This window comes from Burkholderia sp. Z1, assembly GCF_014893795.1.
In the GTDB taxonomy this organism is placed as follows: domain Bacteria; phylum Pseudomonadota; class Gammaproteobacteria; order Burkholderiales; family Burkholderiaceae; genus Burkholderia; species Burkholderia theae.
The window spans coordinates 1109034-1122220 of sequence record NZ_JACFYL010000002.1; the positions used below are offsets into that span (position 1 = coordinate 1109034).

General features: G+C 67.2%; 15 protein-coding genes. 4 read left to right on the forward strand and 11 right to left on the reverse strand.

What is annotated here, in order from left to right; all coding sequences use genetic code 11:
• Positions 1 to 134: 134 nt before the first annotated feature.
• Complete coding sequence (locus H3H55_RS22040; RefSeq protein ID WP_048247266.1) at positions 135 to 533, reverse strand: GreA/GreB family elongation factor; 399 nt, start codon at positions 531 to 533, stop codon at positions 135 to 137.
• Positions 534 to 1045: 512 nt separating this feature from the next.
• On the opposite strand from H3H55_RS22040, the gene H3H55_RS22045 reads away from it, so the two are divergent.
• Positions 1046 to 1375, forward strand: a complete 330-nt coding sequence (locus H3H55_RS22045; protein WP_048247268.1) for a DUF4148 domain-containing protein — start codon at positions 1046 to 1048, stop codon at positions 1373 to 1375.
• Positions 1376 to 1529: 154 nt separating this feature from the next.
• Here H3H55_RS22045 and H3H55_RS22050 read toward each other — a convergent pair whose 3' ends face one another.
• The gene (locus H3H55_RS22050; protein WP_048247270.1) at positions 1530 to 1991 is read right to left on the reverse strand and encodes a CBS domain-containing protein; all 462 of its coding nucleotides are present in this window, start codon (positions 1989 to 1991) and stop codon (positions 1530 to 1532) included.
• 169 nt (positions 1992 to 2160) lie between these two features.
• Here H3H55_RS22050 and ribA point away from each other — a divergent pair, with 169 nt between their 5' ends.
• The gene (gene ribA / locus H3H55_RS22055; RefSeq protein WP_129515272.1) at positions 2161 to 2811 is read left to right on the forward strand and encodes a GTP cyclohydrolase II; all 651 of its coding nucleotides are present in this window, start codon (positions 2161 to 2163) and stop codon (positions 2809 to 2811) included.
• A gap of 143 nt (positions 2812 to 2954) precedes the next feature.
• A complete protein-coding gene (locus H3H55_RS22060; RefSeq protein ID WP_193100203.1) occupies positions 2955 to 3521 on the forward strand; it encodes a GNAT family N-acetyltransferase in 567 nt (188 codons plus the stop codon).
• Between the two features lie 21 nt (positions 3522 to 3542).
• Here H3H55_RS22060 and H3H55_RS22065 read toward each other — a convergent pair whose 3' ends face one another.
• The 4 genes from H3H55_RS22065 to H3H55_RS22080 all read right to left on the reverse strand — a co-directional run bounded on the left by H3H55_RS22065 (position 3543) and on the right by H3H55_RS22080 (position 6299).
• Complete coding sequence (locus H3H55_RS22065) at positions 3543 to 3929, reverse strand: VOC family protein (protein WP_048247277.1); 387 nt, start codon at positions 3927 to 3929, stop codon at positions 3543 to 3545.
• Positions 3930 to 4219: 290 nt separating this feature from the next.
• Entirely contained in the window at positions 4220 to 4984 is a 765-nt protein-coding gene (locus H3H55_RS22070) for a hypothetical protein (RefSeq protein ID WP_193100204.1), read from the reverse strand.
• 51 nt (positions 4985 to 5035) lie between these two features.
• Positions 5036 to 5644: an acyl-homoserine-lactone synthase gene (locus H3H55_RS22075; protein ID WP_129515270.1), complete on the reverse strand. Its 609-nt coding sequence runs from the start codon at positions 5642 to 5644 to the stop codon at positions 5036 to 5038.
• A gap of 211 nt (positions 5645 to 5855) precedes the next feature.
• Positions 5856 to 6299, reverse strand: coding sequence for a DUF4902 domain-containing protein (locus H3H55_RS22080; protein WP_193100205.1), 444 nt, complete (start codon positions 6297 to 6299; stop codon positions 5856 to 5858).
• Positions 6300 to 6372: 73 nt separating this feature from the next.
• Here H3H55_RS22080 and H3H55_RS22085 point away from each other — a divergent pair, with 73 nt between their 5' ends.
• Positions 6373 to 7092: an autoinducer binding domain-containing protein gene (locus H3H55_RS22085; protein WP_129515268.1), complete on the forward strand. Its 720-nt coding sequence runs from the start codon at positions 6373 to 6375 to the stop codon at positions 7090 to 7092.
• Positions 7093 to 7137: 45 nt separating this feature from the next.
• On the opposite strand, the gene H3H55_RS22090 is transcribed toward H3H55_RS22085, so the two are convergent.
• From H3H55_RS22090 to H3H55_RS22110, 5 genes are all read right to left on the reverse strand, one after another.
• Positions 7138 to 7845: an MgtC/SapB family protein gene (locus tag H3H55_RS22090; protein ID WP_048247285.1), complete on the reverse strand. Its 708-nt coding sequence runs from the start codon at positions 7843 to 7845 to the stop codon at positions 7138 to 7140.
• 307 nt (positions 7846 to 8152) lie between these two features.
• Positions 8153 to 9697, reverse strand: a complete 1545-nt coding sequence (locus H3H55_RS22095) for a TolC family protein (RefSeq protein ID WP_193100206.1) — start codon at positions 9695 to 9697, stop codon at positions 8153 to 8155.
• Complete coding sequence (locus H3H55_RS22100; protein WP_193100207.1) at positions 9684 to 11729, reverse strand: FUSC family protein; 2046 nt, start codon at positions 11727 to 11729, stop codon at positions 9684 to 9686. Before H3H55_RS22100 ends, H3H55_RS22095 begins: the two co-directional genes overlap by 14 nt.
• Positions 11710 to 12759: a multidrug transporter subunit MdtN gene (mdtN, locus tag H3H55_RS22105; RefSeq protein WP_129515264.1), complete on the reverse strand. Its 1050-nt coding sequence runs from the start codon at positions 12757 to 12759 to the stop codon at positions 11710 to 11712. The genes H3H55_RS22100 and mdtN overlap by 20 nt, the downstream gene beginning before the upstream one ends.
• A complete protein-coding gene (locus H3H55_RS22110; protein WP_048247293.1) occupies positions 12756 to 13049 on the reverse strand; it encodes a hypothetical protein in 294 nt (97 codons plus the stop codon). Before H3H55_RS22110 ends, mdtN begins: the two co-directional genes overlap by 4 nt.
• Positions 13050 to 13187 lie beyond the last annotated feature (138 nt).

Here is a 13187-nt window from a genome sequence, read left to right on the forward strand (position 1 = left end):
TTCGGGCGCCTTTTTTTTCGTCAGCAGCATGCGATGACGACAAGCCGGATCGTCCGGACGCAAAAAAGCGAGGCCTGTGCCTCGCTTTTTTCGTTCTGCACCCGGTGCGGCGCGGCGCTGGCCGGCCGGCGGCGTCAGCGCGTGTATTCGCCGTTGGCTTCCGGCTGGAACACGATCGCGGCGACCTTCATCAGCTTTTCGGCGCCGCTCGGCTGCATCACCTTGACCATCTGGCCGCGTTGCGTACCCAGCAGTGCCATGCCGACGGGCGAGAACACGTTCAGGCGGCCGAGTTCAAGATTGGCGGCGTCCGGATAAACAATCGTCCAGGTGGCCTGTTCCTGGGTCGCTTCGTCGAGCAGCGTGATCTGCGAGTTCATCGTGACGACGTTTGCCTTGATGGTGTCAGGCTCAACGATGTCGGCGCGCTCGAGCAGCGTGTCGAGCATCGTCTGGAAGCGCGGGTTGTGTTCGGCGTGCTTCTCGAGGCGAGCGACGTCGAGTTCGGTCAACTGATAAAGGCGTTGTTTCATGGAAGTTCTCCAAATGATCGGCAGGGGCAGGCGTGGCGTGCCTATGAGGATCGCCCGGAGCCTGTCTGACCTGGCTCCGGGAGGAGACAGAACCGTCAGATCAGGCGCCGGGCAGGGGCGAGCGGCGCCTGGGCCGTGCGTCGAGCGAGAGGATGCGCCGGATGGCCGGCGTGCGCGCGCACGCCGGCCGGGCCGGACGGCGAAACCGAAAGGGGCGTGTGCGCGTGCATGGTGGATGGGATATCGACAGGCGAATATAAGCTTACGATTCTACAACACAACCTTCCGGACATGTGACCTGCCTGTTGGCGTTTCGTCAGCGATTGTTGTGTAGATGAAGTAAGTGATGGCAGTCGCGTCCAGAAACAGTGGGCGATTTTTTCCAAAATCGCAACGCTGTATGTTCAAACTAAGGGTTTCCCCTTGGGATGACGAGCACTACACTGGATTCATTCGCTTCAGACAGTCCTGCCGAGGCGACGTCAAACGAGAACATATTCCGGAGGTAAATCATGAAGTCGATCATCTACGCAGCCATCGCCGCATCCGTCCTTGCCGCTCCGATCGCATCGTTTGCGCAGTCCGAACAGGGGCTGACGCGCGATCAGGTCAAGGCCGAACTCGTGCAACTCGAACAGAATGGCTACAAGCCGCTGGCGAGCGATTCGCAATACCCGAACAACATCCAGGCCGCCGAACAACGGATCCAGCCGAATCAGCCGATGCTCGCGCAGGCCGATACGAGCGGCTACGGTGCGGTGGCCACGGGTGCCGGCCAAGCAGGCCGTCGCATGACGCGGGAAGCACCGAACCCCGTGAACTCGGTCTATTTCGGTAACTGAACGTCCCCGGGTCTGCCCGAGCGCACTATTTGAGCGAAGAGACGCGCGCCAGCCGTGCGCGTCGTTCGCCCGCAGGAGCAGAACCTCCGTCGCCGCATTCCGGCGGCTTTCCGCCCAGACGCTGACGCGTTTGGGCCTTTTTTGCTGGAGCGGGTCAGACGGACGTAACCGCGGGCGTGCCGTGAATATAGTGTTCGAGCTGGCTGATCGTGAACTGCTGATCGGCAATCACGCTCTTCACGAGGTCGCCGATCGAGATGAGGCCGATCAGCTTGCCGCCGTCGAGGACGGGCAGGTGGCGCATCCGGTGCTCGGTCATCAGTGCCATGCACTCGTCGGTGGATTGCGACGGTTCGACGTAGCGCACCTTCGCCGTCATGATTTCCTCGACGCGGGTGGCCTTCGACGAACGATCCTGCAGGACGACCTTGCGCGCGTAGTCGCGCTCGGTGACGATGCCCGCGATGTCGTCACCGTCGACGACCAGCAGCGCGCCGATTCCCTTCTCCGCCATCAGCTTGATGGCGTCGTAGACGTAATCGGTTTTCTTGACGGTGTAGATGGTGCGGCCCGAATCCGGCTTGGCCTTGAGAATCTGCGCGACAGTCGTGCTCATTCGCTTTCTCCGTGTGCAGGTCGATGCGAGGCGTGCTGCGTGTCACCCGATGAGCCCCAGTATAGCCGGGCGGGCGGCGGCAGTCGCGTGACGTTTCCAGATTAGCGGTAAACTCCGGTCACGTACTATCCACACAAGTCCTACATTCCTGAACGTTTCGATTGAATTCATGATGTCTTCGCGTCCCCAATCGCCCACGCCGGGCAATGGCCATGCCGACGAGTGCGTGACGCTCGTCGCCACGGCGTCGCTGCCCACGCGCTACGGCACGTTCACGTCATACGCGTTCCGCGTATCGGGCAGCGATGCCGAACATCTCGCGCTCGTGATGGGCGACGTGGCCGGCGAGCAGTCCGTGCTGACGCGGCTGCATTCCGAATGCCTGACCGGCGACGTGTTCGGCTCGTACCGCTGCGATTGCGGCGAACAGCTCGATCTCGCGTTGCGCTACATCGCGGCGGAAGACCGCGGCGTGCTGCTGTATCTGCGCGGCCATGAGGGCCGCGGGATCGGCCTGAGCAACAAGATCCGCGCGTACGCGCTGCAGGAGCAGGGGCGCGACACCGTCGAGGCGAACCTCGACCTCGGCCTGCCTGACGACGCCCGCGAATACGACTCGGCCGCCGCGATCCTCAGGATCCTCGGCGTGACGTCGGTGCGGCTGATGAGCAACAACCCGGAGAAGTTCGACACGCTCGCGAAGCACGGTATTCCTGTCTGTGAGCGCGTGGCGCTTGCAGTGCCGGTGCGTGAGGAAAACGAGCGTTATATCCGCACGAAGCAGATGAAATTCGGGCATTACTTCGAAGAAAACGAGTAACCACAGCGGGCGCCCTGGCGCCCGTTTTTCGCTACTCGTTCCACCGATCGCCGCCTCCCGAGGCGGCGATCGCGTATTTTCCCATTCATCCGTTCGGCAGCCGGGTTCGTGGCGTTGCCCGCGTTGCGTCGTCGAGATCACCCATGACCACGCCACCGAAGATCGAAACCGAACGTCTGACACTGCGTCGCTGGCGACCGTCGGACGCGGGTGCGCTTTCGGCGGTGCATGCGGATCCGGACGTCACGGTATGGCTCGCGCGCGGCCCGATGTCCATCGATGAGGCGAGCGACGTCATCGCTCGCTTCGAAGCGCATTTCGATGCGCACGATTTCGGTCCGTGGGCGGTCGAGCGCCGCGCCGACGCGATGCTGATCGGGCTTTGCGGCCTGTCGCACGAAGCGCGCGCAACGCATCCGATGGCGCCATGCGTCGAGATCATGTGGCGGCAGGTGCACCACGCGTGGGGGCACGGCTACATCGCCGAAGCGGCCGCCGCGGCATTGGCCGACGGATTCGACCGCGTCGCGCTCAGCGAGATCTTCGCGTGGACAGCCGACACCAACCTGCGATCACAGCACGTGATGCAGCGGCTCGGCATGCAGCGTCAGCCCGCGCGCGATTTCGATCATCCCGCGTTGCCGGAAGGGCATGCGCTGCGGCGGCACGTCGTGTATGTCGCGCGCCCCGGCGGCTGCGCCCGCGCTTGACGACTCACGCGCGCCTGCCTGTCAGCGCCATGTGCCGTTCTGCAGCACGATCCGGTAGCCGTCGGCATCCTCGAAGGTCTGGCCTGATATTTCCCAATACGGATTGAACGACGTCACCGGCATGAAGCCGTGTGCGGCCGCGCGCTCGCATGCGGCTTCCCATTCCGGGCGATCGGGCAGGTAGAAGACGATCAGGTCCTCGGGTGTCGGGGACGGTGCGATCGGGTGGTCCGGACAGTGCGTGAATTCGAAGTGGTAGTCGAGACCTTCGCGCCCGAGCATCACGCCGGAAAAACCATCGTGATCTTCGAAGCGCGCGAGTACCGACAAGTCGAGGGCGTCGCGATACATGCGCTCGGTTCTGGCGAGATTGCCGACCGGGCGGGCAATGCGCAGATGTGCGTGCAAGATGACCTCGGGGGATCGTGGCAGACCCGCCGATGATAATCCGGTCGATCGAGATCGTGGCGCGCCGGAATGCTCAAGCAGGCGGGCGGCGAAGGAGGAGGGTGGTATGGCCCCGCAATCCGCGCAGGCAATAAAAAAGCCCGCTGCTTGAGCGGGCTGAATCCATGTTTGGAGACATGGAGGAGACAGACGTAAATTTAAGGGAAAACCCGAAGGTTGGCAAGCCCCCGTTGTAACCATGCAACTCGCTGCGATACCGGCCGCGTCGCATCGACGCGCCGGTGCCGCACTCACATGCCGGTGGCCCGCGCGTGCGCCGCAAACGCGCTGAACCGTTCCTGCGCGACCGGCAGCGCGTACTTGTCGCGCATCTCCGTCTCGATCCAGGCACATGCTTCACGCGCGCAGTCGGTCAGCGCGTGCCGCGTCGTGTGTCCGTCGATGTCGTAGACGAAACGCACGCCGACCTCGTCGTCGGCAACCTGTCGCTCGAGCTGATTGAGGTGCAGTTGCGGCCCGTGCTGATGCGACAGCGCACGCAGCTCGTCGAAGTGATATTCGAGCCAGTCCGCGAAGAACAGTGCATCGCTATGGCACGGCAGGCGGAAGGCCGCGCTGCGCGACGGGCGCGGCCCGGTTTCGCCGGCCGCCGCGTGCGGTTCGCCGTCGGTGGCGATGGGCGTGTCGACGGGCGCGAGCGGGTGCTGAATCCGCCGGTAAGGCTCGTGATCGCGCAGCGCATGCCACAGCAATTCGTCGCCGGCGGCGCCGGATGGCTGCATCGTCAGGTCGTGCCGGCCGTCGCCGGTCGGGGCGATGTCGCGGATCACGAGGCGCAGCGAGCAGAGCGGCTCGTCCGCGACCAGCAGCGTTGCCGGACGCGGCAGTCCGCAGACGAGCGGCGCGGCGCCGGCGGCACGAAACACAAGCCCGCGGCGGTCGAGCCGCACGAGCGGCAGCGGCCTGGGGAACGACGGATAGGCGACCGCGATGCGGGCGCCGTTGGCGCTCGTCAACCCGGGCATCATCGCGCGAAAGACCTGAGACTGGTCCACGTTGGTTCTCCTTCGTTACGATGCCGCCCGGCCGGAAACGCGCGTTCCGGCTCAGGCGGCGATGGCTTGCCGGGCAGCCTGCCCCGGCTCGATTCCTAGTGCCGCAAACGTTTGCGAATCGATATCGATCCAGCACGCGACCACCAGACGCCCGTCCACCTGCTTCGGCGGGCCCGCCCGGTGCGCGTGTATGCCGATCCGGCGGAACAGCCGCTCCATGCTCGCGAACGTCACGCCGATCAGCTGCCGCGCGCCGAGCTGCGCCGCGCATTCGACGACGGCCGCGAGCATCGGGCGCACGGCCCACTCGGCATTGCCCGACCCGCCTTCGTCGTCGGTCGCCGCGAACCTGGACAGCTCCCAGACCGCGGCCGATTTCGGCAGCGGCATGTCCTCGGCGATCAGCTCGGAGAACAGCGACTCCAGCAGATACGGGCGCGTCGTGGGCAGCAGGCGCGCACATCCGCACATGTCGCCGTCGGCGTTTCGCGCGAACACATAGACGGTATCGTCGCGATCGAACTGGTCGCGCTCGAAACATTCGTTCGCTGACGGAAGCGTCCAACCGAGCTGTTCGATGAACACGCGGCGCCGATAGCGCCCGAGATCCGCTGCAAGTTCGTGTGGCAACCGCCCTTCCTCATGAACGAAGGTCTGCATGGGTGTCCTCGGATCTGTGCTTTTGTATGCATGCATTACATCGCGCAGCACGAGGAGGCTGTAACTGGTAACTCTTACAGGTTGGCGGCGTAAAAACGCCATTTAGGACGTGGTAACGGTTTCTTGATCGACGGGATTGAAAACCGGGCCGCTTTTGCTTATAAAGAGCGCCAGCGTTGCTGAATTAATCCGAGGAATGCTCGACCGGTTGTCACTGGAGCGTGGGACCGGCATGATAGGCGTCGTTGCGATCGAGCAGGGCCGACGCGACGGCGGCGGGCCAGTCGATGCGGGCGAGCCGCGCGGCGAGCGCGGCGGCCGTGCGGAACATGCCGATGTCGGTGGCCGTCGCGTCGACGACCATCACGTTGCTGCGGACGTCGCCGCCCGCAATGACGAACATGCCCGTTGCGCGTTCGAGGTACCAGTCCCAGCCGACCGTCACGTAAGGGACGCCGGCACGGGCCGCGCGATGCCATTCGGTATAACCGGCGAGGCGCGCGTCGATCGCGCTGTCGCGCAGTTCGGCAAGCAGCGATGCATCGAGGCCGCTTGCGACATGGTCGAGCGCAAGCACGGCGAGTGAGCCTTCTGTCAGGCGCACATAGCCGTCCGCGGACGGGCCGGAGACCGGATGCAGCAAAGGTGAAGTCATGCGCGGAATGTAGCAGCCCCAAACGGGTGCTGAAACCTGACAAGTATGACAGCGTGACGTTGTCGGAGAACGAATGGAACTGCGCTGGCAGGATGCCTATCAACAATTCAGCGCCGCGGAAGACGAGCAGCAACTCTTCCAGCGGATGGCTGCCTATTCAAAACGCCTGGGGTTCGAATACTGCTGTTACGGCATTCGCGTGCCGCTGCCGGTATCGAAGCCGGCGGTCGCCATCTTCAATACCTATCCGGACGGCTGGATGGCGCACTACCAGTCGCGGAACTACATCGATATCGATTCGACGGTTCGCGACGGCGTGCACAGCACCAACATGATCGTCTGGCCGGACGTCGACCGGATCGACCCGTGCCCGCTGTGGCAGGATGCGCGCGACTTCGGGCTGTCGGTGGGTGTCGCGCAGTCGAGCTGGGCGGCCCGCGGTGCGTTCGGTCTACTGAGCATCGCGCGCCATGCCGACCCGCTGACGCCGGCCGAGATCAACATGCTGACGCTGCAGACGAACTGGCTCGCGAACCTGTCGCATTCGCTGATGAGCCGCTTCATGGTGCCGAAGCTGTCGCCCGCGGCGGGTGTCACGCTGACCGCGCGCGAGCGCGAGGTGCTGTGCTGGACGGCCGAGGGCAAGACCGCGTGCGAAATCGGCCAGATCCTCAGCATCTCGGAGCGGACGGTCAACTTCCACGTCAACAACATCCTCGAGAAGCTGGGCGCGACGAACAAGGTCCAGGCGGTCGTCAAGGCGATCTCGGCGGGGCTCATCGAAGCACCCTGACGCGGCCGAGAGCGGCGGCGCCGAATACGGTCGCCGCCACGCCGCTCACTCCATCAACGGCTCCGCTTCCTTCGCGGTCCAGCTCACGCTGGAAATGCTCTTCTCCATGCTCATCCGGCTCGCGATCTGCTCGAGCTTCTGCTGATCCTTCGGATGCAGCTTCAGCGTCGCGGTCACCTTCAGCCGGTCGGGCTGGTCGGGCACGTCCTCGCTCGTGAGGCTCTGGAACGACAGCGGCTTCGCGTACATCGAGTTCGACAGCAGCGTGCGGATGTGTACCTCGTCCGAGGTCAGGCAGATCACGGTGATCTGGTATTCGCGCACGAGATCGGCGTTCGACACCGGTGTCGCGTTGATTGCCTGGCTGACGCCGCGCAGCACCGTATTGGTGAGCAGCACGACGCCCGTGCCGGCGATCGCGGGCGCGAAATGACCGGAGCCGGACAGCACGCCGACGGCGGCGGAGCACCACAGCGTCGCGGCCGTGTTGATGCCCTGGATCGAGCCCTTGTCGCGCATGATCACGCCGCCGCCGAGAAAGCCGACGCCCGACACGACGTACGCGGCGATCTGCGTGACGCCCGCGACGCCGTTGCCGGTCAGCACGCCGAGCGTGACGAACAGGCACGCGCCGCTCGCGACGAGCGTGATCGTGCGCAGGCCGGCCGTGCGCTGGCGCATCTGGCGCTCGAGGCCGATGGCGACGCCGCAGGCGAACGCGGTGAAAAGACGGAGTGCGAAATCGAAAGTCATGGTGGTCCTGCCGTGCAAGGAGCGCATGTCGGCCCGCGTCGCCGTGGCGTTATGCCGGAGGCGACGCGACGATAGCCGTCATCGCGCGGTACTGTACCGCGCGAATGCGTCATTCAGTGTGAAACGGTAGGCGTGCGGGCTCGCGGAACGCGAGCCGGGGCAGGAGAACTGCGGCGGACAGGCGTTCAGGCGGCAAGCGGCGCACGCAACGGAGTGCTGCAACTGTCCACGATGGTTCCTGAAGGAAGAATGGGCGGCATTCTAGTAGGCGGCGCGCGCATGCGTCAACCGCCTTGCGGCGGTTGCGCTATTGCGCCGAGCCGATCGTCCCGGTCGCGAGTGCGAGCGCGGCGGCCGCCGACAGTGCGCCGGCGTAGCTGTCGACCTCCGCGTTGCGGGCCGCGAGCAGCTGGCTTTGCGCGATCGTCGCATCGGTCACCGACCCGACACCGTTGCGGTACGCGGTCAGCGCCGCGTCGTAGCTCGTCTGCGCGGCGTCGACGAGCGCCTTGGCGGCGTCGTGCGACGCGAGGCTCGTCTGCACCGCGTTCTGCGCGGCGACGACCTGGCGGACGGCTTCTTCCTTAGTCCGCGTGAGGCGCGCGGAGGCGCTTTCCGCATCGTTGCGCGCCTGCATCAGCACGGCCGAGCGCAGGCCGCCGTCGTACAGCGGGATCGTCACGCCGAGGAACACGCCGCCGCCGTAGCGGCTGCCGTTCAGGTTGACGGTCGGCGCCTGGTCGCCGATCGCGGGCAGCGCGGAGATGGCCGTGCCGCCGCTCGCATACGACGTCGACGCGGACAGGAACACCTTCGGCATGAAGGCGGCCTCGGCGGCCTTGATCTTCGCGCGATTGGCCTTTTCGAGCGCAAACGCGCCCTGCAGGTCGGGGCGGCGCGCGATCGCGTCCGACACGATCGAATCGACCGACGAACCGAGCGCGGGCGGCAGCGGCCGCTTCGGCAGCGCGGCGATCGTCGGCTTCGATAGCGGCGAGATGCCGAGCGCCGACACGAGCGCGAGGTAGCTGTCGCTCTGCGCGCCGTTCGCCTGCACGAGCGCGAGGTTCGCCTGCGCGCGGTTCTGGGTCGCCTGCGCGAGTTCGACGACCGTGCCGACGCCGTGCTTGAGCCGCGCGCGGGAGGCCGCGAGGATCGCATCCGAGTTCGCGAGGCCCTGCTGCGCGCTGAGTGCGCGCGAGCGTGCGGCTTCATAACGGTAGTACCCGACCGTCACGTCGTGGATCACCTGCTGGTGTACGGCCGTGAACGCGACGTTCGACGCGATCGATGCCTGTTCGGCCGCTTCGACGCGCGCCGCGCGGCCACCGAAATCGAACAGCAGCCATTGCAGCGACAGCGCCGAGATCGTGCCGTGCACGGTGGTGTCGCTCGACGAATCGCCGAGGATCGTCGACGTCGAGCCGTGGCTCGCCTGGTACGCGCCCATGGCCGTTGCCGACAGCCGCGGCAGGTAGGCGGCCTTGGCAAGGCCGACCGCGAGCGCCGCGTTGCGCGCGTCGTTCCATGCGATGCGGGTCAGCGGGTTTGCCGATTCGGCGAGATCGATCAGCTCGGGCAGTGTGTATGCATGCGCGGAATCGAGCGCGGCCGGCGGCGATACCGACGCGAGCGCCGGCGACGCGGGCAGCGTGTAGTCGTGCGCGCCTGGCGCGGACGCGCGCGGCGGGCCCGGCACGATGTCGCCCGCGGCCGACGTTTGCGGCTGCCATGGGCGGTCGGACGCCTCCGGCGCCAGATCGATCGACGACGTCGCGCAGCCGGCCAGCGCGACGGCGGTCGCGAGGGCGGCGGCGGCGATCGAGGCGGCCGGCGGTTCAGGTAGGCGCATGAGGGACAGGCTCCTTCGGTGTGGCTTGACGGGCGGCGTCGGCGATGTGCGCGAGCCGCGTGTCGATCAGGTTCAGCAGCGCGTCGCGTGCGGGGTCGGTGGGGGCAGTGCTCGGCGGCGGGGCCGGCGGCGCGGGTGCATTCGTATGCGGTGCGGCTTCGTCGTCGCGCGGTTCGACCACGCGTGCGAGCTGCGTGCCGATCGCCGCGTCGCCCGGTGCGCGTTCGGCGAGCAGGAACAGCGGGCCTTCGAGTGCACCGAGTTCCGCGAGCGCGCGCCGTCGCGCGGCGAGCCACGTCGCGGCCGGCCGCACCCACGACGGTTCGTAGTGGATCAGGCCGAGTTCCTGCGAGATCGCGCCGTGGCGCGCGAACGCGTCGGCGGCCAGCGCGCGCCGCTCGGCCGGCTGAGCGATCTGCGCGAGGCGCCGCCATTGGTCGAGCAGTGCCGCGAGCGCCGTGTCGATCTGCTTGCCGATGCTGACGGGCCAGATGCGCGTGAACACGAGATACACGACCACGTTGCCGAGCAGGATGCCGATCGTGCGATCGCGCGCGAGCGTCAGGTCGAAGCCGGGGCCCGCGCCCTGGATCACGCACAGGAAGAACGCGAATGCGACCTGGAAGCCCGCGTACGCGATGCGCGGCGACCCGAAGGCGACCCACGCGGCCAGCCACGCGCCGGCGAACACGAGCGCCATCAGCTCGCCGATCGACGACAGCGACGGCACGACGAACACGAGCGCGGCGGTGCCGAGCAGCGCGCCGACGATGCAGCCGGCGATGCGCAGCGTGAGCTTCTCGACCGTTTCGGCCGTCGAGCCGAGCGACACCATGTAGCAGGTGATGAAGCAGGTATGGATGCCCGACCAGTCGAGCTGCGAGTACAGCAGGTAGCAGAACATCGCCGCTGCCGTGGTTTTCAGCGCGTAGCGGATGTGGTCGGGGTTGGTGCGCGCGTCGGGCAGGAAGAACCCGCCGCGTGGTGCGGGCGGCGCGAGGGGCGCGGCGGGTTCGGCTGCGGCATCGGCCGACGCGTCGGTCGCGGCCGGTTCCGCGAAGTGCGTGATCGCCGTGTGCAGGTCCGTCGCGACGACGCGCGCGAGCGGCGCCAGCGCATCGGCGGCCGGCAGCGCGAGCGTCACGTCGACCGGATAACCGCCGTGTTCGAGGATGGCGGCCATGTCGTCGAGCGTCGTCGCGATCGGCTCGACGAATGCATCGGGCAGCCGCGCGTCCGGTTCGCGGTCCGCCAGCGCGACGGACACGAGCAGCGCGGTGCTCGACGCGATGGCCTGCCGCAGCGCGACGACGTCGGCGGCCGACGACGAGCCTTCGAGCTTCGACAGCTTGAGCCACGTGAGCAACTGCTTGTCGCCTTCGCGCAGGCTCGCGTCGAATGCGGCGCGCGTGTCGCTGCGGTCATCGCCGTCATCGTCGCGCAGCCGCCGTGCGGCGAGCCGCAGCCGCTTCGCGAGCTGCGCTTGCGCGAGCTTGCGCGGCGACGGCGCGATCAGCAGGTTGACGACGATCGCGACGCCGACCGGGATCGCGACCATCAGCCACGCATAGAGCAGCGCGCGCGTCGCGGCTTCGCCGAACGGCGCGAGGCCGAGCTGGTCGAGCCCGAAGCCGACGATCATCGCGAGGATCGCGCCGACCGGGCGCAGCTTGCTCGCCGACGTCAGGTAGAGCAGGCCGACCGACAGCACGGCCATGCACGCGACGCGGAGGATCGAATAGTCGATGCTGAAGATCGCGACACCCATCACGAGCGCGATGACGATCGTGACGAGCAGCAGCATCGCGACCGCGAGCACGACGCTCGTCACGCGGTCGGCGCGGTTCAGGAAGAACACGACGTACACGGAAATCGCGGCTTCCGGCGTGCCGTACCCGCTGGTCACGAGCACGACCAGCGCGCAGATCAGCGCGACCCGCACGGCCATCACCGCGCGCCCCGGAAACGGCACGAGCAGTCGCAGGACTTCGCGCGGGCCCGGCGAGCGGACGTCAGCGGCAGGCTGAGCCATGCCGGACCTCGACGATCGCGCTCGCGCCGACGCGCACGAGCTTGCCGTCGGGTTCGTCGAGCTTCACGCGCACGGGGAAGCGCTGCGCGACGTGCACCCAGTTCACGGAGTTCTGCACGATCGGCAACGAGCGCGGCAGGTTGATGCGCGCGCTGTCCGCGATGCCCGCACCGATGCCGACGACCTTGCCCGTCATCGGGCGGTCGCGGTCGATCATCGAATAGACGGTCGCGCAGTCGCCGAGCGCGATGCGATTCAGCGACGTCTCGCGGAAATTGCCGACGGCGAACCATTCGCTCGCGTCGATCAGCGTGAAGATCGATTGGTTCGGTGCCAGGGTTTCGCCGGCGAGGACGCTGAGGCCCGTCACGAGGCCATCGTGCGGCGCGCGCACGACCGTATCGTCGAGCGCGTGCTGCGCACGGGCCAGCGCGGCCTCGCGCGCATGCAGCGTCGCGATCGCGTCGGCCTCGTCGCCGATCGTCTGCGCGGACGCGCGCTGCTGTTCCTGCGCCTGCGCGAGCGACACGGCCGCGTCGCGCTGGCGGACCTTCGCCTGGTCGAACTGCTGCGCGCTGACATAACCCTGCGCGGCGAGCGGCGCGAGCCGGTTCACGTCGCGCGTCGCGAGGTCGGCGTTCTGCGTCGCGCGCTTGACCTGCTCGGCGGCGACCGCCGCGTTCGAGCGCTCGCCGATCAGCGAACGGCGGCGCGTATCGAGCGATGCGCGTGCGAGCTCGAGGTCGGCCTGCGCCTGCGCAACCGTCAGTCGGTACGGCACGGGATCGATTTCATACAGCAGGTCGCCTTTCGCGACGCGCTGGTTCTCATGCACCGCGAGCCGTACGATGCGACCACCGACGGGCGAGGCGACGTGCACGACGTCCGCGTCGATTGACGCGTCGTCGGTGGACGGATAGGCGGTCGTGCGGTGGTACGCATACGCGAGCGCCGCGATGCCGAGCGCGACGATCGCGAGCGCGATCACGCGGCCTTTCATGGAGGGGCGGGCGATTCCGGCGGCTTTCATGCGAATGGCCCCGTGCCGGCGAGCCAGACGAGCACGGCGACCACGAGCCCGATCGCGGTGCAGACGGCCAGCTGGTAGGGTACCGTGGCGGCCCAGCCGGTCGCGACGAACACACGGTGCGCGATGATCGCGCCGACGATGCCGACGATCGCGCTGACGAGCCAGAGCGGGAAATACGCGCCGAACAGGACGTACGACGGTGCGCCGCGCGATGCGCAACCCGCGAGCGGCAGGGCTGGCGCCAGGACGGCGGCGACGCGCAGGGGCGCACGCGGCATTGTTTTTCTCATGGTGTGACGAGCTCGACGATGGGGGTGGATGCCGGGCGCGGCGCAATGCGGTGCGTCGCCGCGACGACGATTCCGCGATACGGAGCCGATAATAAATCAGCAGGATGCGGACCGCCAGCAGTCCGTCCGGCAGCGCGT